This window comes from Propionivibrio sp., assembly GCF_029255185.1.
Classification (GTDB): Bacteria; Pseudomonadota; Gammaproteobacteria; order Burkholderiales; family Rhodocyclaceae; genus Propionivibrio.
The window spans coordinates 1-21,153 of sequence record NZ_JAPUVO010000059.1 but is presented as its reverse complement, the minus strand read 5'-3'; the positions used below and the strand labels follow the sequence as shown (position 1 = coordinate 21,153).

22 protein-coding genes and 1 pseudogene are annotated in these 21,153 nt (G+C 59.4%); 11 read left to right on the top strand and 12 right to left on the bottom strand.

Features of this window, described 5'->3' with window-relative positions:
- Positions 1-265 precede the first annotated feature (265 nt).
- Complete coding sequence (locus tag Q1J43_RS02255; protein ID WP_301100698.1) at positions 266-1,264, top strand: integron integrase; 999 nt, start codon at positions 266-268, stop codon at positions 1,262-1,264.
- Positions 1,265-1,385: 121 nt separating this feature from the next.
- On the opposite strand, the pseudogene Q1J43_RS02250 reads toward Q1J43_RS02255, so the two are convergent.
- Positions 1,386-1,544 (bottom strand): annotated as a pseudogene (locus Q1J43_RS02250) (IS110 family transposase); the annotation flags it as partial.
- Between the two features lie 150 nt (positions 1,545-1,694).
- Between Q1J43_RS02250 and Q1J43_RS02245 the strand changes: the two are divergent.
- From Q1J43_RS02245 to mltB, 4 genes are all read left to right on the top strand, one after another.
- Entirely contained in the window at positions 1,695-2,624 is a 930-nt protein-coding gene (locus Q1J43_RS02245) for an AAA family ATPase (RefSeq protein WP_301100697.1), read from the top strand.
- Positions 2,624-3,580, top strand: a complete 957-nt coding sequence (locus tag Q1J43_RS02240; RefSeq protein ID WP_301100696.1) for a DUF58 domain-containing protein — start codon at positions 2,624-2,626, stop codon at positions 3,578-3,580. Before Q1J43_RS02245 ends, Q1J43_RS02240 begins: the two co-directional genes overlap by 1 nt.
- Positions 3,567-5,540: a DUF3488 and transglutaminase-like domain-containing protein gene (locus Q1J43_RS02235; RefSeq protein ID WP_301100695.1), complete on the top strand. Its 1,974-nt coding sequence runs from the start codon at positions 3,567-3,569 to the stop codon at positions 5,538-5,540. Before Q1J43_RS02240 ends, Q1J43_RS02235 begins: the two co-directional genes overlap by 14 nt.
- A 98-nt stretch (positions 5,541-5,638) precedes the next feature.
- The gene (gene mltB, locus Q1J43_RS02230) at positions 5,639-6,706 is read left to right on the top strand and encodes a lytic murein transglycosylase B (protein WP_301100694.1); all 1,068 of its coding nucleotides are present in this window, start codon (positions 5,639-5,641) and stop codon (positions 6,704-6,706) included.
- Positions 6,707-6,843: 137 nt separating this feature from the next.
- Here mltB and hypE read toward each other — a convergent pair whose 3' ends face one another.
- The 11 genes from hypE to Q1J43_RS02175 all read right to left on the bottom strand — a co-directional run bounded on the left by hypE (position 6,844) and on the right by Q1J43_RS02175 (position 14,284).
- Positions 6,844-7,866: a hydrogenase expression/formation protein HypE gene (gene hypE, locus Q1J43_RS02225; RefSeq protein WP_301100693.1), complete on the bottom strand. Its 1,023-nt coding sequence runs from the start codon at positions 7,864-7,866 to the stop codon at positions 6,844-6,846.
- Positions 7,867-7,975: 109 nt separating this feature from the next.
- Complete coding sequence (gene hypD, locus Q1J43_RS02220; protein ID WP_301100692.1) at positions 7,976-9,133, bottom strand: hydrogenase formation protein HypD; 1,158 nt, start codon at positions 9,131-9,133, stop codon at positions 7,976-7,978.
- Between the two features lie 183 nt (positions 9,134-9,316).
- Complete coding sequence (locus Q1J43_RS02215) at positions 9,317-9,544, bottom strand: HypC/HybG/HupF family hydrogenase formation chaperone (protein ID WP_301100691.1); 228 nt, start codon at positions 9,542-9,544, stop codon at positions 9,317-9,319.
- A 3-nt stretch (positions 9,545-9,547) separates the two neighbouring features.
- Entirely contained in the window at positions 9,548-10,651 is a 1,104-nt protein-coding gene (locus Q1J43_RS02210; protein ID WP_301100690.1) for a carbamoyltransferase HypF, read from the bottom strand.
- A complete protein-coding gene (gene hypB, locus Q1J43_RS02205; protein ID WP_301100688.1) occupies positions 10,626-11,492 on the bottom strand; it encodes a hydrogenase nickel incorporation protein HypB in 867 nt (288 codons plus the stop codon). Before hypB ends, Q1J43_RS02210 begins: the two co-directional genes overlap by 26 nt.
- Positions 11,493-11,495: 3 nt before the next feature.
- Positions 11,496-11,837 carry a hydrogenase maturation nickel metallochaperone HypA gene (gene hypA, locus Q1J43_RS02200; protein ID WP_301100687.1) on the bottom strand — a complete coding sequence of 114 codons (342 nt, stop codon included), beginning with the start codon at positions 11,835-11,837 and terminating at the stop codon, positions 11,496-11,498.
- A 1-nt stretch (position 11,838) separates the two neighbouring features.
- Positions 11,839-12,414 (bottom strand): HupE/UreJ family protein, encoded by a 576-nt coding sequence (locus Q1J43_RS02195; RefSeq protein ID WP_301100686.1) that lies wholly within the window; start codon positions 12,412-12,414, stop codon positions 11,839-11,841.
- Between the two features lie 92 nt (positions 12,415-12,506).
- Positions 12,507-12,827: a chaperone modulator CbpM gene (locus Q1J43_RS02190; protein WP_301100685.1), complete on the bottom strand. Its 321-nt coding sequence runs from the start codon at positions 12,825-12,827 to the stop codon at positions 12,507-12,509.
- A gap of 2 nt (positions 12,828-12,829) precedes the next feature.
- Positions 12,830-13,786 (bottom strand): DnaJ C-terminal domain-containing protein, encoded by a 957-nt coding sequence (locus Q1J43_RS02185; RefSeq protein ID WP_301100684.1) that lies wholly within the window; start codon positions 13,784-13,786, stop codon positions 12,830-12,832.
- A gap of 133 nt (positions 13,787-13,919) precedes the next feature.
- Positions 13,920-14,099 carry a hypothetical protein gene (locus tag Q1J43_RS02180; protein WP_301100682.1) on the bottom strand — a complete coding sequence of 60 codons (180 nt, stop codon included), beginning with the start codon at positions 14,097-14,099 and terminating at the stop codon, positions 13,920-13,922.
- A 35-nt stretch (positions 14,100-14,134) separates the two neighbouring features.
- Entirely contained in the window at positions 14,135-14,284 is a 150-nt protein-coding gene (locus tag Q1J43_RS02175) for a lmo0937 family membrane protein (protein WP_301100680.1), read from the bottom strand.
- A gap of 249 nt (positions 14,285-14,533) precedes the next feature.
- Here Q1J43_RS02175 and fumC point away from each other — a divergent pair, with 249 nt between their 5' ends.
- The 6 genes from fumC (at position 14,534) to Q1J43_RS02145 (ending at position 20,975) form a co-directional block, all read left to right on the top strand.
- Positions 14,534-15,946, top strand: a complete 1,413-nt coding sequence (gene fumC / locus Q1J43_RS02170; protein WP_301100679.1) for a class II fumarate hydratase — start codon at positions 14,534-14,536, stop codon at positions 15,944-15,946.
- 229 nt (positions 15,947-16,175) lie between these two features.
- Positions 16,176-17,057, top strand: a complete 882-nt coding sequence (ugpA, locus tag Q1J43_RS02165) for a sn-glycerol-3-phosphate ABC transporter permease UgpA (protein ID WP_301100677.1) — start codon at positions 16,176-16,178, stop codon at positions 17,055-17,057.
- 27 nt (positions 17,058-17,084) lie between these two features.
- Entirely contained in the window at positions 17,085-17,939 is an 855-nt protein-coding gene (ugpE, locus tag Q1J43_RS02160; protein ID WP_301100676.1) for a sn-glycerol-3-phosphate ABC transporter permease UgpE, read from the top strand.
- A 29-nt stretch (positions 17,940-17,968) separates the two neighbouring features.
- Entirely contained in the window at positions 17,969-18,985 is a 1,017-nt protein-coding gene (ugpC, locus tag Q1J43_RS02155; protein ID WP_301100675.1) for a sn-glycerol-3-phosphate ABC transporter ATP-binding protein UgpC, read from the top strand.
- Positions 18,986-19,506: 521 nt separating this feature from the next.
- Positions 19,507-20,433, top strand: coding sequence for a tetratricopeptide repeat protein (locus tag Q1J43_RS02150; protein ID WP_301100674.1), 927 nt, complete (start codon positions 19,507-19,509; stop codon positions 20,431-20,433).
- Between the two features lie 176 nt (positions 20,434-20,609).
- Entirely contained in the window at positions 20,610-20,975 is a 366-nt protein-coding gene (locus Q1J43_RS02145) for a hypothetical protein (RefSeq protein ID WP_301100673.1), read from the top strand.
- The last annotated feature ends 178 nt before the right edge of the window (positions 20,976-21,153 follow it).

Genomic DNA, 21,153 nt, shown 5'->3' with positions numbered 1-21,153 from the left:
TTGCTCGACTTCGCCATCTCAAACATTCCAAGATCGGGTAGTACGAGCCGCAAGCTCGGCTCGCGCTCAAGGCGCTCGCGGAGCGCATCCGCTCTGAGCTGATTCTGGTCAACGACGAAGTAGGAGGGTGTCAATTCGCGGGCCTAACGTGAAATGGACTTCCTAAAAGACGGGAAAGATTCCGTCTCGTGGCTGTATATAATTACATTATCGACGCCAATTCGCATTGAATCAACAGGTTGTAATTTTTTAGTGGAGCCTAACAATGGACGCAACGGCATCGGCACTCGCAAGCTCTCCAAAGTTGCTCGATCAGGTGCGCGGCAAGATACGGCTCAAGCACTACAGCCTGCGTACCGAGCAGGCGTATTCCGACTGGATCCGGCGCTACATCCGCTTTCACGGTACGCGGCATCCGCGCGAGATGGGGGCGGCCGAGGTGGAGGCTTTCCTCACGCATCTGGCGGTGGCCGGCAAGGTGGCGGCCTCGACGCAGAACCAGGCAAAGAGTGCGCTGCTGTTCCTCTACAAGGAGGTGCTGGAGAGCGAACTGCCCTGGCTGGACAACGTGGAGCAGGCCAAGGCACCCAAGCGCCTGCCGGTGGTGCTGACACGTATTGAGGTGCAGGCGCTGCTGACGCGGCTGGAGGGTACGCACTGGCTGCTGGGCCGCCTGCTCTATGGCGCTGGGCTGCGGCTGATGGAGTGCCTGCGGCTGCGGGTGAAGGATGTCGATTTCGCCCGCAAGGAAATCCTGATTCGGGACGGCAAGGGCTTCAAGGACAGGGTGACGATGCTGCCGGTGGCCTTGGTAGAACCCCTGCGCGCCCATCTGGAGCGGGTGCGGGAACTGCACCGGCAGGATCTGGCCGAGGGCTTCGGGGCGGTGTATCTGCCTTACGCGCTGGCGCGTAAGTACCCCAACGCGGCGCGGGAATGGATTTGGCAGTACATGTTTCCGTCTGCCAAGCGCTCGGTCGATCCGCGCAGCGGCGAGACACGGCGCCATCACGTGCAGGACCAGGCACTGCAGCGGGCGATCAAGCAGGCGGTGCGTGATGCCGACCTGACCAAGCCGGCGACGCCGCATACCCTGCGCCATTCCTTCGCGACGCATCTGCTGGAAGGTGGTTACGACATTCGTACGGTGCAAGAACTGCTGGGCCACAGCGATGTGAGCACGACGATGATCTATACCCATGTGCTGAACAAGGGCGGCCACGGGGTGGCCAGCCCGCTCGACGGGATGCCGCTCAAACCCTGAGTTCATCAGCATCCATCCGCCCTCGCTGGGTGGCAATGGCCAGCAATTCTCATAGCTGTACCCATGTACGCGAGTTTGAGATAACCCGTGTCATCGAGATCAGCGAGTATCCGGCTTGTTCCAGGTCTTCGCTGAAACTCTTGAACTCGCGTACCGGTTGATCATCCCGGTCCGGTGGTACGGCAATAAAGTGACTAGCCGAGCCAATATCGATTCCTGCGGCATTGGGGTGCGCCAATTCCAGTGCTGTGCGCTTGCGTACTGCCATGCCTTCCTCCATTATTTGGGTTGGAATGCCGCGCCGACTCGGGTTCGTCGTTGTACTCACTCTCTCAAACGGGATGATCGCTTTCACGATCTCACCACTGTCGCCAACGTGACTCAGGACCACGCTCATACCTGAATTGGAAAATACTCCACTGAAGCCGCCATGCAAATTACGGGAAAACAATCCACCATCGCCGAAGTCATTGCCGCCGCCAACCAGATCATTCTTGGCAAGGAGACTCAAATCCGGCTTGCTCTGGCCTGTCTGCTGGCGCGCGGCCACCTGCTGATCGAAGACCTGCCCGGCGTCGGCAAGACGACGCTGGCGCATACCCTGGCTCGACTGCTGGGCCTACAGTTCTCGCGCATTCAATTTACCAGCGATATGCTGCCGGCAGATGTCATTGGCATTTCTATTTTCGACCGCGAGCGCAGTGATTTCAGGTTTCTCCCTGGCGCCCTGTTCTCGCAGGTCCTGCTCGCCGACGAGATCAACCGCGCCACGCCAAAAACCCAGAGTGCACTGCTCGAAGCAATGGAAGAGCGGCAGGTTACTACCGATGGTCAGACACGCCCGCTGCCTGAGCCTTTCTTCGTCATCGCGACGCAGAATCCTTCCAGCCAGATCGGTACATTTCCGCTGCCCGAATCGCAACTGGATCGATTCCTGCTGCGCCTTGAACTTGGCTACCCGAATCACAACGCGGAACGCGCCCTGCTCGAAGGCGGCGGTCGACGCGAACAATTGCCCACCCTGGCCGCCTGTTTTACGCCGGATCAACTCGTCCCGCTGCAAAGGCAGGCGGCGGCTGTCCATGTTTCGCCGGCCCTGCTCGACTACGTGCAAACCCTGATCGCAGCGACGCGTAACAGCCCGCAGTTCATCCACGGTTTGAGTCCGCGCGCAGCCCTCGCCCTGCTGGCCGCCGCACGGGCCTGGGCCTTCATCGACGGGCGGAACATGGTGCTGCCCGAAGATGTGCAGGCCGTTCTGCCCGGCGTCGCCTGCCACCGGCTGCGCCTGGTCAACAGCAGCAGCCATGCCCGCTCCGAGGATATCGCCAATCTGATCCACGCCATCCCTGTCGACTGATGTCAATCGTCGCGCAGCTCAGGCAGTGGCTGTTCCGTTTTGGACGTGACGAACAACTGCCCATCATCCTCACGCAACGGCGTATTTTCATCGTCCCCACGCGCACTGGCCTGCTTTTTTCCGGTGTGCTATGCGTCATGCTGCTCGGCGCCATCAACTACGACCTCTCCCTCGGCCATGCGCTGGTTTTTCTGCTCGCCGGTCTGGGTCTGGTGAGCATGGTGCACACCTTTCGCAACCTGGTCTCCCTGCGCCTCACGCCGGGACGTACTGAACCCGTTTTTGCCGGGGAAATCGCGCGTTTCCAGGTGCTTCTCGAAAACAACCATCGACAGCCCCGCCGTGCGCTCGACTTGGCCTTTGGTCAACATGAAAAGGTCTCGCTCGACATTGCGGTGGGCGGACACGCCAGCATCGCCATCCCCTGCCCGGCGCCCAATCGAGGCCGCCTTGATCCAGGCCGCATCACGCTATCAACATGCTATCCGCTTGGCCTCTTTCATGCCTGGAGCTACCCGCATCCGCCGCTGTCCTGCCTGGTCTACCCGCAGCCGATCGAGACGCCATTACCTCCCCCGAGCGCCGTAGCGCAGACCGGACAGCGCTACGGCGATAACGGCCAGGAGGATTTCACCGGCCTGCGCCTGCGCCAGCCGAACGACTCGCCGCGACACATCGCCTGGAAAGCCGTGGCGCGCGACATCGATAACCGGCCACTGCTGATCAAGCAGTTCGCCGGTGGCGCGACCGAGGAGTTATGGCTGGACTTGTCCTTGACGCCGGCCGGCAGCATGCTGGAAACGCAGCTCTCACTGCTCGCCGGCTGGGTCCTCGCCGCCGAGCGAAGCCAGGCCCGCTACGGGCTGCGCCTGCCCGGTCGCCAACTGGCGCCGAATCAGGGCAGCGCCCATCGTGACGCCTGCCTTGAAGCCCTGGCCCTTTATGGCCAGCACTAAAGCTCCGCAGCCGCTCGAACACGGCGCCATCCCGTGGCTATTGGCCGTGGCTCTGGTCACGGCAGCTCCGCACGCCAGCCACCTTCCCCTCTGGCTGACCCTGTTCGTCGGCGGCGCGCTGCTCTGGCGCAGTTGGCTGTGGCGCCAGCAGGCCCGCCTGCCGGCGCGCTGGTTGCTGATGCTGGTAGTTTTTGCCGGCGTCGCGGGAATCGGCTGGGAGTTCCGCACGCTTTTCGGCAGGGACGCCGGGGTCGCCCTGATCGTTTTCTTCATGGCGCTCAAACCCATGGAAATGAGAACCCGGCGTGATTCCATGGTCGTCGTCATGCTGGGGTTTTTTCTGTTGCTGACCCATTACTTCTACTTGCAAAGCATCCCGACCGGGCTCTGGCTGCTCGCTGCCACCACCCTGCTCACCGCCACGCTCATCCGCCTCTACGGTGGCGCCCAGCCGCTGGGCGCCATTGTGCATTATGCCGGCCTTCTGCTGGCGCAAGCCCTGCCTTTCATGCTGATCATCTTCCTGCTCTTTCCGCGCGTTACCGGCCCGCTCTGGGGGCTGCCGCAGGACGCCTATTCCGGTCTCACCGGCTTGTCCGACCGGATGTCGCCAGGCTCGCTCAATAAGCTGATCCAGTCCGGCGCGATCGCCTTTCGCGTTCAGTTTGCCGGCGAGCTTCCGCCAAAATCGAATCTTTACTGGCGCGGCCCGGTGTTCGACGACTACGATGGCATGACCTGGCGCGCCCTGCCACGGGGCGACCGAGCGGGGTCGCCGCCGGTCGTCGAAGCCCGTGGCAAAACCTATAGTTACGTCAGCACACTCGAAGCGCATAACCAGCGCTGGCTGCTGGCCCTCGACCTGCCGACCAGGCAACCGGAGGGCAGCGTGCTGGCCCGCAGCCTTGAAACTCTGTCCAGAGAACCGGTGCGCAGCCGGGCGCGTTACGCCTTTACCTCGGCGCCCGATTTTATCGCCAACCGACAGGAAAGCCCGGCCCTGCTGCAACAGGCGCTGCGTCTGCCGCCCAGGCTCAATCCGCGCAGTCGCGAACTGGCCGCAAGCTGGCGCGCTACTTTCAATTCGCCGCAACAGATCTCCGACGCCGCACTGCGCTTATTTCGTCAGGAAGCCTTCTTCTACACCCTACAACCGCCCCTGCTCGGCGAGCATGCCGTCGATGACTTCCTCTTTGCCACGCGGCGCGGCTTCTGCGAACACTACGCCTCGGCCTACGTCGTCCTGATGCGCGCCGCCGACATACCGGCGCGCGTAGTTGCCGGTTATCAGGGCGGAGAGATCAATCCGATCGACGGTTACCTCACCGTGCGCCAGTCCGACGCCCACGCCTGGGCCGAGATCTGGCTTGCCGACCGGGGCTGGGTCCGCGTCGATCCGACGGCGGCTGTTGCTCCGTCGCGTATCGAAGAGGGAATCGAAGCCGCGCTACCCGCCGACGACCCCTTGCCGGCCTTGGTGCGTATCGATACCGACTGGCTGCGCGACCTGCGTAATCGCTGGGAAGCGGCGAACAACAGCTGGAACCAGTGGGTGCTCGGGTACAATCCGCAACGTCAGCGCGAACTGCTTTCCCGGCTCGGGCTTGACGAACCTGATTGGCGATCGATGACGTCTGCATTGGCAATGCTGTGCGCGATCGCCCTGCTCTTCGTCACCGTGTGGACGTTCTGGCAGCGCACGACCACCACACCGGCACAGCGCGCCTGGCAGCGCTTCTGTACGCGCATTAAGCGGCTGGGAATAACCCGCGCCGACTGGGAAGGGCCGCTCGCCTTTGCTGCCCGTGTCGCGCGTGAGCAGCCGCAACTGGCCGCCCTCTGCCATGAAGCAGCCAGCATTTTCGCTGACCTGCACTACGGCAACGGCACACCGGAACAACTGCAACAACTGAAGAACTGCACGCGGCGCTTGCCATCATCATGGAGACACACGAGTTGAAAAATATAATCCAAAAACCCGCAGAAAAAAGCGCGAATCACGTGCAGGCTCAGCCCCGAATCTCTCTCTGCGCCCTCTGCGTCTCTGCGATCTCTGCGTTGAAAGAGGTTTCAACCAAGATCTCGAGAACAATCACCGCCCCACTGCTTGGCCCGCTTTCTATCATCATCATCGCCGGACTGCTGCCGTTGTCTGCCAAGGCAAGCAAGGCCACGCCACAAACCGCGTCGTTCAGCGCCACCCCCGAAGTTCGCGCCTTCATCCTGTCCATGCACGAGCAGCACGGCTTTGACGTGACGCACCTGACACGCCAGTTTTCCAGCATTCATGCCAATGCCATCGTCCTGCGCGCTATCCGGCCAGCCGCCGTGCCCGAACAGCAGCGCTCATGGCAGCGCTATCGCGAACGTTTCGTCAACGAACGCCGCACCCGCAACGGCGTGCGCTTCTGGCAGGATCACGCCGCCGAACTGGCGCGCGCCGAGGCGATCTATGGCGTCCCGCCAGAGATCATTGCCGCCATCATCGGCGTCGAAACCGAATATGGTCGCAATATGGGTAAGTTCAGCGTACTTGAAGCGCTGGCTACCCTCGCCTTCGACTACCCGCCACGCGCCGATTTTTTCCGCAGCGAACTCGAACAGTTCCTGCTGCTGGCGCGGGAGAACGGCGTTAACCCGCTCGACATCAAGGGCTCTTATGCCGGCGCCATCGGTATCCCACAGTTCATGCCGAGCAGCCAGCGCCGCTACGCCGTGGATTTTGACGGCGACAACCGCATCGATCTACGCCAGAGCACCGCCGACGCCATCGGCAGCGTCGCCCGCTTTCTGCACCTGCATGGCTGGCAAGCCGAGGCGCCGGTCGCGCTACCGGCCAGCATCGAGGGTGATCCGGCCAAGCTCATCGCGGCCGGCATCAAGCCGCAGACCCCATTGCATGAGCTATTACAGCAGGGTGTTTCCGCTTTGGGAGAAACAGGGCAATTTGGCGCGCGGCCAGCCGCACTGATTGACCTCACCAGCCCCGACCAGCCCACAGAATACTGGGTCGGTTTCGATAACTTCTACGTGATCATGCGCTATAACCGATCGAGCTTCTATGCCATGTCGGTATTCCAGCTCGCCACTGCCTTACGCGCGGCACAAGGTAGCGTGACCAATTAACAGCAGCGGCCCTTTTCTTAGCAGCTATCCGCTGGAGGCGTAGGTGGAGGTTTGACACTGACCCCAATGGCAGCACATTAAGCGAAACATTATTGCAAACAAAAACATAAGCATGTTCTGAAGAACTCGTATCGGCATCAACAAATCCGCGGCAACTGCTCGCCGCTCAGCCAGTCCAGAATGCGGCGCCCACCCATGCAGGTGGTCATTTGCACAAAGGCGTGACTGTCCTCGATCACCTCGCCGATGATGGCGGCGTTCTGCCCCTGGGGATGCTGGCGCATCACGTCCAGCAGCTTGTCGGCGTCCTGTGGTCCGCAGAGAGCGACCAGCTTGCCTTCGTTGGCGATGTAGCAGGGGTCAAGTCCGAGAAACTCGCAGGCGGCAGCCACGGCGGGGGCGACGGGGATGGCCGATTCATCGAGCATCATTCCCACGGCGGATTGCCGTGCCAGTTCGTTCAGGGTAGTGGCCAGCCCGCCACGGGTAGGATCGCGCAGCGCGCGCAGATCGGCGCGGCTGTCCAGCATGGCCTCGATCAAGCCACCCAGCGCCGCTGAATCGGAGATGATGGGCGCATCGAAGGTCAGCCCTTCGCGTTGCGAAAGGATGGCCATGCCATGCTCGCCGATGCGTCCGGAAAGCAGAATCTTGTCGCCCGGCCGGGCGCGGTTGCCGGAAAGCGTTACGCCGTCACGCGCCACACCGAACCCAGTCGTAGTGATAAATACGCCGTCGCCCTTACCTTTCTCCACAACCTTGGTGTCGCCGGTAACGATGAGCACGTTCGCCGCAGCGGCCGCCCGTGCCATGGACTCAACGATGCGTTTAAGCTCGGCCAGCGGGAAGCCTTCTTCCAGGATGAAGGAGGCGGCCAGATAAAGCGGCCGGGCGCCCATGACCGCGACGTCATTGACCGTGCCATGCACGGCCAGGCTGCCGATGTCGCCACCGGGAAAGAAGAGCGGCGAGACCACGTGACTGTCGGTGGAGATGACCAGTCGTCCAGGCAGGGCAGGCAATACCGCAGCATCGTCTCCCTGTGCCAGATAGTCGTTGGTCAGCAGTTTGGCGAACAGCTCATCAATCAGTTGCGCCATGGCGCGCCCGCCACTGCCGTGGCACATTTCCACGCGCCCGTGGCGGAAATCGAGTTTCATTCAGGCTCCCTTGGAAACACTTAAAACGCTTTCAACGCAGAGAGCGCAGAGGCGCAGAGAACGCAGAGTTTTTGGAGAACATGAAGAAAAGCTAAGTTTAAGTTGCCAATCATTCTTGTATTTTCTCTGCGTTCTCTGCGCCTCTGCGCTCTCTGCGTTGAAAGCGGTTCTTCAGCCCATACGTATAGTGCGCAGCGCAAGCGCCTTCTGCCGAAACCATGCATGAGCCGACCGGGTTGTCCGGCGTACAGGCCGTGCCGAATATCTTGCACTCCTGCGGGCGTTTCTCGCCGCGCAGGATGGCGCCGCACTCGCAGCCCTTGTTGTCGGGCACCGTGCGGTATTCAAGGCCGAAACGCGTTTCTGCATCGAATCTAACGTAGCGCTGGCGCAGCTTCAATGCGCTGTGCGGGATGGTGCCAAGACCACGCCATTCAAAGCTGTCGCGCAACTCGAATACTTCGTCCATCAGCGTCTGCGCTTTGCGGTTACCGTCGGGCGTTACCGCCCGGGTGAATTCGTTTTCGACCTCGGCACGCCCGGTATTGATTTGGCGCAAGAGCATGAGGATGGCCTGCAACACATCCAGCGGCTCGAATCCAGCGATAACCACCGGTTTGCCATGATCGAAGGCAAACGTTTCATAGGGCCGGCTGCCGATGACGGTCGACACATGGGCGGGGCCGACGAAGCCGTGTAAGCGCTCTCCCGCCTGGTTGGCAAGGATGGCCAGCATGGCGGCCGGCGTCAGGACATGGTTGCACAGCACGGAAAAATTCATTAAACCAAGCGCATCGGCCTGCTTGACGGCCACCGCCGTGGGCGGCGTTGTCGTTTCAAAGCCAATGGCCAAAAACACGACCTGCTGCTGCGGATTTTTCTGCGCCAGTTGCAGCGCATCGGAAATGGAATACACCATGCGCACGTCAGCGCCCTGCGCCTTGGCCTTGAGCAGCGACAGCCCGTGGGACGCCGGTACGCGCAGACAGTCGCCATAACTGCACAGCGTGACGCGATGTTCAAGCGCCAGAGCAATGGCCAGATCGATGCGGCCAATGGGTAGCACGCAAACCGGACACCCTGGCCCATGGATCATATTTACCCCGTGCGGCAGCAGGTCGCCCAGGCCGTAGCGTGAAATGGCGTGGGTATGCCCGCCGCAGAATTCCATCAGCTCGTAGCGGTGACCATTAAGTGCTTCGCCGGCAATACTGGCGGTCAGCTTGCGCGCCAGTTCGCCATTGCGGAATTCGTCAACGTATTTCATCCTGAAAAACTCAGTTATTCACCGCAAAGGCGCAACGGACGCAAAGTTTCGCAAAGAAGATCAAGGACTTACCCTACCATACCTCAACATCATTGTTCATCACCAAATGGGTGTGGGGTGGAAAGCTCGTAACCCCATGTTTCTTAACCTCCTTTGCGTCTTCGCGCCTTTGCGGTGAGAATTTTAGGCGCATTCCGTCGAGCCCATCTTGGCAAACAGCGCCAGCGTGCGCTCGGCCTCGTCCTCATCAAGCTTTTGCAGGGCAAAGCCGACATGCACGATCACATAATCGCCAACCGCCACATCGTCGACCAGCGCCAGCGAGATTTGCTTGCGCACGCCACCGAAGTCCACGATGGCGGTTTCGCCATCGATGATCTGTTCAATACGTGAGGGGACGGCCAGACACATGCTTTACCTTTCTCGCAGATACTGGATGGCGACCCAGGCCTGCCCGAGCGACAGGCCGCTGTCGCCAGGCGACAGCCGATGGGCGACAAATACCTGTACGCCGCGTTCTTGCAGCAGCTCAGATAGCTGCCGTACCAACAGTTGGTTCAGGAAGCAACCGCCGCCACAGGCCAACTGATGCATATTGAGCCGAACAGCGGCCGCACTGACCCAATCCGCCAGCCCGGCGGCCAACGTGGCATGGAACAACGCGGCGCCATAGCCCACGTCCACATCATCGGCCAGTGCAGCCAACAGCGGGCGAAAATCAAGTAGTTCATCCAGGTGATAACCCGCAGGCATGGCCTCCACGTCACCATGCCGTTCCGCCAGCGCTTGCAGCGCCATGCTCGCCTCGCCCGCAAAGGATTGGCACGGACAGATGCCCAGCAACCCGGCGGCCGCATCAAACAAGCGCCCCAGGCTGGAAGTCGGCGGGCAATTGAAATCGCGTTGCAGCATGGTGGCCACGGTGGCGGCAGCGGGCTGGTCGGCAAAACGCAAAGTGATCTGCGCGTTGCGGCCAAGGCTATCTAACGCCGAGGCGGCCATGCGCCATGTCTCTCGCGCTGCACGGTCGCCGCCAGGCAAACGCAAGGGCTGTAGATGGCTCAGACGCTGAAACTTCGGGCCTTCTACCCGCAACAACTCCCCACCCCAGGCCTGATCGTCGGTGCCGAGCCCCACACCGTCCATGCCAAGCCCCAGGACCGGGTCGATAAGGCCGTGCTCGGCGCAGACCGCCGCAATGTGCGCGTGATGGTGCTGCACACCGAGGGCTGGGATACCCCGACGCTCGGCAATCTGCAAAGCCAGCCGCGTGCTGAAAAAATCCGGGTGCAGGTCGTGAGCGATAATCGCGGGTTCGATTCCCCGTGTTGCGCATAACTGATCGACCATCATTTCCAGCGCGACACAGGCTGCGGCATTATCCAAATCGCCGATGGTTTCGGAAACGAAAGCCATTTCACCGCGCACCGCACAAACCGTATTTTTAAACCAGCCACCCAGCGCCAAAACTCCCGGCGCACTGATGGCCAATTTAAAGGAATGGCTGCTTGAATGCATTGCAGTTTTCCGCACGCCGGGCCCTCACCGCTGCGTGTTCGCGAGCGAGCCAACTCAACCACGGCCCCATGCCGGCACCGGAGCTTGCCGAGATCTGCATGACCTCGATCGCCGGATTGACGCGATGCGCGTTTTCGATCACACGCTGCATGTCGAAATCCAGATGCGGCAGCAGATCACATTTGTTGAGCAGCATCAAACGCGAGGCCAGGAACATGTCGGGGTATTTGAGCGGCTTGTCCTCGCCTTCCGTAACCGAGAGGATCACGACCTTGCACGCCTCGCCCAGATCAAACTCCGCCGGGCAGACCAAATTGCCGACATTCTCGATGAACAGCAGGGCATCCTGCGGCAGCGCCAGCACGGCTAACGCCTGCTGTACGTTTTGCGCGTCGAGGTGACAGCCTTTGCCCGTGTTGATCTGGATGGCCGCCGCCCCGGTGGCGCGAATGCGTTCGGCATCAAGGCTGGTTTGCTGGTCGCCTTCAATCACGCCCAGCGGCGTTTTTCCTTGCAAGGCCGCTATGGTGCGCAGCAAAAGAGTTGTTTTGCCTGAACCGGGACTGGAAACCAGATTGAGCGCCAGCACAGCATGCTGCTCGAAACTTTCGCGATTGGCGGCAGCAAACATATTATTCTTGGCGAGAATGTCGCGTCCGATTTGCACCCAGCGGGCTTGCGTCCCCTCCGGGGCATGGCTGTGCTCGTGTGAATGCTTACGTGGATGCTGATGCACGTGCCGGTAAACCATGCCATCGGCCCCGACGTGTTCGTGCGAGGCATCGGCGTCTTGCCCATCGATTGTTACTTCACCGCGGCCACATCCACAGGTCGTACACATGACTCACTCCACTTCCAAAGCTCTCAGCTTCATTTCCTTGCCGCCGGTGGCTTGCAACGAATAACCGCCGCACAGCGAGCAAGCCGTGATGATATCGCTCATCGGAACCGTGGCCGCACAATTCATGCACCAGCCGCTTCCGGGTATCTCAACGATCTCCAGAATTGCTCTGTCGGCGAGGCTATCGCGTACCACGGCATCGAAACAAAAACGCATCGCATCAGGCTCCACCACGGCAAGCTGCCCTATTTCGAGGATCACCTTCCTGACGCGATGGAACCCATCGGCGCGTGCCGCGTCTTCGATGATCTGAAGGACGTTTTCCGCCAGCGACATTTCATGCATGTCATGTCACAGCGAGATAAATGCCACTTAGAGCGATGGCAACGCCAGCGAAGCGTGTCAGCCGCTGCCGCTCCAGCGTGGCCGCAGCAATGCCCAGGCCATGCAATAACGCAGTGGCTAACGTGAACCCGATGGCGTAGCCGAGCACGTCGCTTGTCAGAGGCATCTCTACGCCATGTGCATGACCGTGAAACAAAGCGAAGAAGCCAACAATCATCATGCTGGCCAGGACGTTCATTCTGCACGCGCCGACAATCAACAGGCCCAGAACCAGCAGCGATGCGACGATACCCTGCTCAACGTAAGGTAGCGGCAAACCGGCCATACCGACGGCAGCACCGGTCAGCATCAGCGAAACAAACGCCGCTGGCACCGTAAAGACCGAACGGCCGCCGTTCTGCGCGGCCCAAATGCCAACCGCCAGCATCGCCAAAAGATGGTCTGCCCCCGAGAAAGGATGGCCTGCGCCAAGCAGGAAACCACCGCTCGCGTCACCCTGACCGACATGCGCCCACGCGGCGGCAGGTAAAGAAATCGCCGCTGTAACAACCCATTGCATCGCTTGCTTGTTGTTCATAACGCCCCTTCATTACGCGGGGAAGGCAAGGGCTCTTTTCAGTTAGCACCCGCCAAAACAATTCGGAAGTGGAAAAGCACTGATCCTTCGTGTCAATAAGCGCCTATCACCCGCAACCGGGCGCGCAGAGCTTCGACTTCGTCGAGCAATTGCAGGGCCAGTGCCGCTCCGGCCAGATTGACGCCAAGATCACGCTGCAAACGTAGGGCGACCGTGGCGCGCCGCATGTGGGCGCCGCTGAAACGCCAGCGATGCGGCTCACGCCCGATAGGGGCGAGCACGCCTTCGGCAACCAGTTCGACAATGCAATCGACATGCACTGCGCAAGCGCGGCTGACTTCAGCCAGCGTCAACTCGGTCAGCTCTTCGAGAATGATTCCGCTCACTTGCGGCAGCATCTTTTCATTGTCCATGCTTACACTCCCAGTCCGGCGCGTGGCGCAAACGACGGGAACTGCCCGGCCATATAGAGATAGAAGGCATTGGCTGTTTCACTGTCAGCCGGCGGCAAGACAGGATGCAGAACCGCGTAAAAGTCGCCCGGCGTACTGCCCGGAATGCCGCGGCCTTTCAGTCGCAATTTGCCTCCGGCGACAGAACCCGGCGGCACCTTGAGTTCGACGACCCCGTTCGGTGTCGGAACTTTGACGCTGGCGCCCAGAGCCGCCTCCCAGGGAGCGACCGGCAGGTCAAGATAGACATCGCGCTGATCAACACGGTAGCGCGCATGCGGGTTGAATCCAACTTCCAGATAGAGGTCGCCGGGCTTACCCTGCCCGATCCCTGGTGCACCCTGCCCGCTCAGGCGAATATGCTGCCCGGAACGAATGCCGCGTGGAATCGTCACATTGAGCTTATGTCCGCGCATCACCAGATGGCCATCAGCATCGGTTTCTGGCCGCTGCAGAGTAATGGTTCGCGTCGCTCCGCTGTAGGCATCTTCGAGGTCGATCAGCACCTTGGCATGATGGTCCTCTCCGCGCGAACTGAACGCCTGGCGGCTGCGGCCCCCGGTAGCAAACCCCCGACCATACAGTGCTTCAAAGAAGTCGCTGAAGTCACCCGCAGCACCGCCAAAATCGCCGCCAGAGCCATCGCCGGAGAACTCGAATCCGGCATTCCAGTCCGGTGGCGGACGAAAGTCCTGACCGGCTTTCCAGTTGCTGCCCAGTTGATCGTAGGCGGCGCGTTTTTCGAGATCTTTGAGCACCGCGTAGGCTTCGCCCAGTTCCTTGAAACGGGCCTCGGCATCGGGCGACTTGCTGACATCCGGATGGTATTTGCGCGCTAGCTGGCGATAGACACGCTTGATCTCATCTTGGCTCGCATCGCGCGCCACTCCCATGATTTTGTAATAATCCTTGAATTCCATCGCTATCCCTGGCTAAGAGTCCGGCTTCACGTTTCCGCTCAGCAGGACGGCAGAACACTCGTTGGTTTTTTGTGTTGCAGCAGGCTCTCACCATCTTGATCGTAAACCGGAATGCCATTGAGTTCAACAAGCGTCAGTACGGCACCTTGAATCTAAGTTTTTCTGGCGCCAGATTCCCGCCCTCATCTTCCAGGATGCGCAAGCCTTCTTCGAGCTGACGTTTTTCAAGATGGCGGGTACGCGTAACAATGGCATAGGCGACCAGGGCAAAACTGGCCACCACCAGGGAAAGCAGAATGAATCGGATTATCATGCTTATCTCACTAGGTGCTGTTTAAGTTGGAGCACTCAGCGCGCATTACGCCAACCAATGACCCGCAACAGGATCGAGATGACAGCGATGACCAGCAGAATATGGATGAAGCCGCCCAGGGTGTAGGAGGTTACCAACCCCAGAAGCCACAGGATGACCAGAACAACGGCGATGGTATAGAGCATGACGAAATCCTTTCAGGAAAATATACGAACCCGTCTTTGGCAGGTTCCGGGCAGCACCGACCGCTTGACCCCGATTTTCTGGAACGGCCAGCACAAGGGTCATTCTCGACCTGGAATAGTGCGGATTCTGTACGCCGACGCACATAGGCGAAAAGATGTCGGCGCAGCGCTCAGCATAAAAGGAAGCCGGAAGCTATTTTCTTCAACTGTTTTGCAAAAGTTCATTAGGCTACAGGCAAAGAATTTGATATGGCATTGACCAGAACAGAACGCGATTCATTCGGCGCCATCGAGGTTCCAACTGATCGGCTGTGGGGCGCACAAACGCAGCGCTCGCTACAGTTCTTCCGTATTTCGCGCGAGCCTATGCCAGACGAGATCATCCTCGCGCTGGCCGCTGCCAAGCGCGCCTGCGCGGTAGTCAATCGCCAACTCGGCCTGCTCGCCGCAGACAAAGCCGACGCCATTACCGCCGCCGCCGACGAGGTGCTAAGCGGCGCGCACGCGCAAGAATTTCCCTTGCTGGTGTGGCAGACGGGTTCGGGTACGCAGAGCAACATGAACATGAACGAGGTGCTGGCCAACCGCGCCTCCGAATTGCTCGGCGGCATGCGCGGCGAGGCGCGGCTGGTGCATGCCAACGACGAGGTCAATCTCGGCCAGTCGTCCAACGACCTGTTCCCGACGGCGATGCATGTCGCTGCCTGCCAAGGTCTTGCACAGAAATTGTTGCCGGCTTTGCTCACGCTGCGAATGCGCCTTGAAGAGAAATCAGTGGCCTTTGCCAGCATCGTCAAGATCGGCCGTACACATCTGCAGGATGCCACCCCTCTGACGCTCGGCCAGGAATTTTCCGCCTACGTGGCGCAACTGCAACATGCCGAAGTGATTGTGCAGGCCGCCCTGCTCCCGCTCCATGAACTGGCCGTCGGCGGCACGGCGGTTGGCACCGGGCTCAATACCCATGCCGAGTTCGGCCATCGTGTTACCGCCGAACTCGCGCGCAGCACCGGTTTGCCCTTTGTCAGCGCAGCCAACAAATTCGCCGCACTGGCAGCGCACGATGCTCTGGTCGCCGCCCATGGCGCGCTCAAAACGCTCGCCGCAGCGCTCATGAAAATCGCCAACGACGTGCGCTGGCTGGCCTCCGGGCCACGCTCCGGCCTCGGTGAAATCAGCATCCCGGAAAACGAGCCGGGCAGTTCGATCATGCCCGGCAAGGTCAATCCAACGCAGTGCGAAGCGCTGACCATGCTCTGCTGCCAGGTGTTCGGTAACGACGTGGCGATCAATTTTGGCGGTGCTTCGGGCAACTTCGAACTCAATGTCTTCAAGCCGCTGATCATCCACAACTTCCTGCATAGCGTTCGCCTTCTGGCCGACGGCATGGCCAGTTTCGAAACGCACTGCGTGCGCGGCATTACGGCCAATCGTCAGCGTATCGAGGAACTGCTTGAGCGCTCGTTGATGCTAGTCACAGCCCTGGTCCCGCACATCGGTTACGACCGCGCCGCGCAGATTGCCAAGCGTGCGCAACATGAAGGCAGCACCCTGCGTCAGGCGGCGCTGACCCTCGGTTACGTCAGCGAAATCGACTTTGACCGCTGGGTCAAAGCGGCCGAAATGGTCGGACCCAGCGCTCCACTGGACAGCCATGAGTAGAGCCCTGGCAGTCCGATGCTCGCTGTGCCCGGAACCGGAATCGAATACTCGGCGCTGTGGAATTCCTCCTTAACAATTGTCTCTACTACGCGAATGATTTAGTCATAATAAAGTCTCTGGGGAAGTTCCTCGTGAGGTTAAGGATATTGTCCTCGAAAATTCAATCTTTGGTTGCGGCCAGCAGCCGCGCTAAGTCTTTCTTTGTGAATCTTTTTCGATCTCTTTTAATATGGAAAAACGTGTCCGCTTCAAATCCTCCTGGCTGCCCTGGGTGCTGATCGCACCCCAGATGGCCATCGTGCTGGTTTTTTTCTTCTGGCCGGCAGGCCAGGCCCTGTACCAGAGCGTGCTGACTCAGGACCCCTTTGGCGGTAGCACCGAGTTCGTTGGCGCCGAGAATTTTCAGCGCCTGTTTGCCGATGAAACCTACCTTGCTTCGTTCAAGACCACGGCCGTGTTTTCGCTGCTGGTGGCGGTTTGTGGCCTGGGCATTTCCCTGCTGCTGGCAGTAATGGCCAACCGCGTTATGCTCGGTTCGGGCATCTACAAAACACTGCTGATCTGGCCCTATGCCGTGGCGCCGGTGGTCGCCGGGGTATTGTGGTTATTCATGTTTGCTTCGCCGATGGGCGTCATTGCCTTTTGGCTGCGCGCCGTCGGCATCGAATGGAACCACCTGCTCAATTCGAATCACGCCATGACGTTGATCGTTGTGGCCGCGGTGTGGAAGCAGATTTCTTACAACTTTCTGTTCTTTCTGGCCGGGCTGCAATCCATCCCGAAGTCGCTGATCGAAGCGGCAGCCATCGATGGCGCGTCACCCTGGCGCCGGTTCTGGACCATTGTCTTTCCGCTACTTTCGCCGACCGCCTTCTTCCTGCTGGTGATCAACGTGGTGTACGCCTTCTTCGACACCTTTGGCATCGTCGATGCCACGACCCAGGGTGGTCCCGGCAAGGACACCTCGATTCTGGTGTACAAAGTCTATTACGACGGTTTCAAGGCGCTGGACATGGGTGGCTCGGCGGCACAGTCGGTGGTGCTGATGGCCATCGTGGTCACCCTGACCGTCATCCAGTTTCGCTTCGTTGAAAAGAAAGTGCAGTACTAAGATGCTCATTTTCATGAGAGTGATTCAATGATCGAGCGCCGTCCCGGACTGACCGTCCTGTCGCATCTGATCCTGCTGCTCGGCGTGCTCATCGTCGCTTTTCCCCTATACCTGACGGTGGTCGCCTCGACCCAGACCTCGGAGCAAATCGCCCAGTCGGTGCCAATGTCCCTGTTGCCCGGATCGAATGCGTTGCAAACCTACAAGACGGCGCTGTTGGGCGGCACAACCGCAGCCGGCAGCCAGCTTTCCGGCGCCGCGCCGATGCTGTGGGTCAGTCTGGTCACAGCGCTGATCATCCCGCTCGGCAAGATCACCATGTCGATGCTGTCGGCATTCGCCATTGTTTACTTCCGCTTTCCCTTCCGCAATCTGGTGTTCTGGATGATTTTTGTTACCCTGATGCTGCCGGTCGAGGTGCGCATCGGCCCCACCTATGAAGTGGTGGCTTCGCTCGGGATGCTCAACACCTACGCCGGGCTGACCATACCGCTGATTGCCTCGGCCACTGCCACCTTCCTGTTTCGCCAGTTCTTTCTCACCGTGCCTGACGAGCTGGTCGAAGCGGCACGCATGGATGGCGCCGGCCCGATGCGTTTCTTCAAGGACGTGCTGCTGCCCCTGTCGGCGACCAGCATCGCCGCGCTGTTCGTGATCCAGTTCATCTACGGCTGGAACCAGTATCTGTGGCCCCTGCTGATGACCACCAACGAAAACATGTACCCGGTAGTGATGGGAATCAAACGCCTGATTGGCGGCGAGTCCTACACCGAATGGAATGTAGTAATGGCCACCGCCGTCCTGGCCATGCTGCCGCCGGCGCTGGTTGTCATGCTGATGCAAAAGTGGTTCGTCAAGGGCTTGGTGGACGTCGAGAAATAAACATTAACCAACTGCATTTCTGAGCAAACATGGCATCAATCACTCTGAACAAGCTTGTCAAGCGCTACGGCAACGGAAAAACCGTCAATCAGGTCATCCACAGCGTCAGTGCGCAGATTGACGACGGCGAATTCGTCGTTGTCGTCGGACCGTCAGGCTGCGGAAAATCCACGCTGTTGCGCATGGTCGCCGGACTGGAAGAAATAACGGGCGGCGAGATTTCCATCGGCAACCGGGTTGTCAATACGCTCGAACCCTCCGAGCGCGACATCGCCATGGTTTTTCAGAATTATGCTTTGTACCCGCACATGAATGTTTTCGACAACATGGCCTATGGTCTGAAAATCGCCAAAGTGCCTTTGGTCGAGATACAGGCCCGAGTAGACAAAGCGGCAAAGATTCTCGAGCTTGGCGAATATATGCAACGCAAACCGCGTGAGCTTTCCGGCGGACAGCGCCAGCGCGTGGCGATGGGCCGGGCCATCGTGCGCCAACCGCAGGCCTTCCTGTTTGACGAGCCGCTGAGCAATCTGGATGCCAAGTTGCGTGCGCATACCCGGCTGGAAATCCAGAAACTGCACCGCGAACTCGGCATCACGTCCTTGTTCGTCACCCACGACCAGGTCGAGGCGATGACATTGGCACAGCGAATGATGGTCATGAATGCTGGCGTAATGGAGCAGTTTGGCACCCCCGAGGAAGTGTACTCGCGTCCGGCCACCACCTTCGTCGCCAGCTTCATTGGCTCACCGCCGATGAATCTACTGAAAAATGCCCCGGATGCCAGGCCAGGCACCATCGTCGGCATTCGGCCGGAGCATCTGGACATTACTGCGACAGGCTGGGCACTGCGCGTCGATGCGTTGGAAATGCTGGGCTTCGAGCGTCTGGTGTATGGCCGCTGGCTGCATGGTGCCGGCAATGAGTTGGTCATCGTCCGCAGCGACGAAACCCAACCCGTTCCTGGCCTGGATACCATCATCCACGTCACCCCCCGCGCAGACCGCCTGCATACCTTCGACGCCGCTACCGGAAAACGTCTCTGATGATGAGATGCTCAAAGCGGAAGGAGTTTCCGGATTTTCCGGTGGACGCAAAGGATGAAGGAACCACGATCGAAACTTTCACTCTCCGGATTCTTCGGTGGACAGCCGATCATGTTGGTCAAGATTTTCTAGGTGTAGAATTGCCGTTTTATACAATTGTCAGAATAAAAGAATGACGGCTCTCGGCCAAAAGGCGACGGTCGAGGTGACGATCCAATATCAATAATCGGGACGTACTCTGAGCCAGGTGAATGGCCGGTATTCGGCGAGTAAATTGGCGGTTACACTGTCTTGACCCGGCCATGACCAGACCGTCGAACATATCCCCGAGAGCGGTCACGCACAGTTGATGGTCAATGCTTCTCTGAATTTCAATTTCATCGCGCCCGTACTATCATCACATCTGGGCTGTAGTCCTTGGTGCGCCACCGATAATACGAGCGTTTACTGCGCATCGACATGTTCTGTAACTATAGATGTGCCGACCGGTCGAGCCACCGTTATGCGCCATGGGGAACAATATGAAATCAATGGGTGGCCTGTTCAGTAGAATCGCTGTCATCGCCGCGTTGCTGTGCGTGCAGCAGACAAACGCCCTTGCCGGCCGCGATGAAGCGGCAGCCGCCTATCAGCGCGGCGACTACGTGGCTGCTTTCAAGGAGCTAAAGCGCTTGGCCAACGCCGGCGACATCGAGGCCGTCACTATGGTCGGTTTTATGTATAGCGAAGGCAAAGGCGTCCCACGTGACTACGCGCAGGCATTGCAGTGGTACCGGAAGGCCGCAGAAAACGGGGACGCACGCGCGCAGCACAACATCGCCGTGATGTATGACGAAGGTATTGGCGTACGCCAGGATTTCGCGCAGGCGGCAAGCTGGTATGAAAAAGCGGCGGCCAAAGGGGACTTAAGCGCGATAGCGAATCTCGCGCTGCTTTATATGAACGGCCAAGGCGTAAAGAAGGACCCCGCCAAGGGCATATCACTACTGCGACGGGCCGCTGACCAAGGTGACGCGAAAGCTCAAACCAATCTTGGCAAATTTCTTATTGAGGGGACAGGCGTGCCCGTCGAAAAAGCCACTGGTTTCGCATGGCTCAAGAAGGCTGCAGCGCAGGGCGAACCGGACTCGCAGTTCAACCTAGGCGTGACCTACGAATTCGGGAATGGAACGCAGAAGAGTCTTTCCGATGCGGTAGCTTGGTATCAGAAGGCAGCAGAACAAGGGCATCCCATGGCACAGCACAACCTCGGCATAATGCTTGCCAACGGGGACGGGGCACCGCGGGACCAAACAAGCGGCTATATGTGGCTTAGCCTGGCAGCCGAGCAAGGTAACGCGGACGCAAAAGCCAAGAGAGACCTGCTTGCGAGCAGGATGTCACCCGCTCAGGTGACCGAAGGAAAGAGACTGGCGACACAGTGGAAACAAAAGGTCTTGGGTCGGTAATCGGCGGGTCAGCGCAAACGCACCCCATACAAGGCGCCGCGCGGAAATGACCGACAGGCTCCGCGCGCTCCTGGAGGAAATGACCCAACATTGAAACCCATCCAGCAAGACTGGAGGCAATCTCACTCGATGTTCCACACAGCATTCGTGTCTTACCGGCGCCGTTCGAGGAACCCTTGGGAGATTTCAACTGCGTTATGTACGCGCTCGGGCTAACAGCACGAATCGAAACGCCCTGCAGACCGCTTGGCCATTTTTTTGCCGACACCGTATTCTTGCGTTCCTTGATTGACCGCTCGATATTGCGGCCTTGTACCGAAGCGAACGGCGCACTTGTCGTGTGGTCGTTAGCAGGCACCATCAAGCATGTAGGAGTTGCCATTGCACAGGGTCGCGTGGCCTCCAAATGGGGCATCGGATATGTGTATGAGCATGGCGTGCTTGAAGTCCCAAAAAGCTATGGGGATGCGCTGACTTTCTACAGTGCAATAGAGTCAGAGGACGCGCTGAATCATTTACACCAATATTGGACGCGCCGCTGAGCCAATACATTGAACATCCGCTTCCCCAATCTTTAATTATGATTCATCCGACTTTTGTGTGGGTCACGGTAGCGGGATAGAGGTTGAGGCCACCACAGTGGAAATAGACAGCGATCTTGAAATTGTCTGGGTTGCGATAGCCACAAGCGCGTTTTTGGACGGTGGCGATCTTGGAGTT